Annotated in this window: 1 pseudogene; it reads left to right on the top strand. The window is 67.8% G+C overall.

Annotated elements, in window-relative coordinates:
- A pseudogene (locus IO40_RS0132830) lies at positions 1 to 376 on the top strand (DNA topoisomerase IV subunit B); the annotation flags it as partial.

The raw sequence follows: 376 nt of genomic DNA, 5'->3' as shown, positions 1-376 counted from the left end.
GTATGCGCGGGCGCGGCAGACGGCGTTTTTGGTGCCGGGGCTGACGATCGTGGTGCGGGACGAGCAGGGCCTGGGCGGTGAGGGCGTCTCGGAGGAGACCTTCCGTTACGACGGGGGGATCAGCGAGTTCTGTGAGTATCTGGCTCCGGACCGTCCGGTGTGTGATGTGCTGCGGCTGCAGGGTCAGGGCTCGTTCAAGGAGACGGTGCCGGTGCTGGACGAGCGCGGGCACATGATCCCCACCGAGGTGCAGCGGGAGCTGGGTGTGGATGTTGCCCTGCGGTGGGGGACGGGGTATGACACGACGCTGCGGTCGTTCGTGAACATCATCGCCACGCCGAAGGGCGGCACGCATGTGGCGGGGTTCGAGCGTGCG

Origin of the sequence: Streptomyces albus subsp. albus (assembly GCF_000725885.1) — a bacterium.
Classification (GTDB): Bacteria; Actinomycetota; Actinomycetes; order Streptomycetales; family Streptomycetaceae; genus Streptomyces; species Streptomyces albus.
This window is presented reverse-complemented; position numbering and strand designations above follow the sequence as displayed.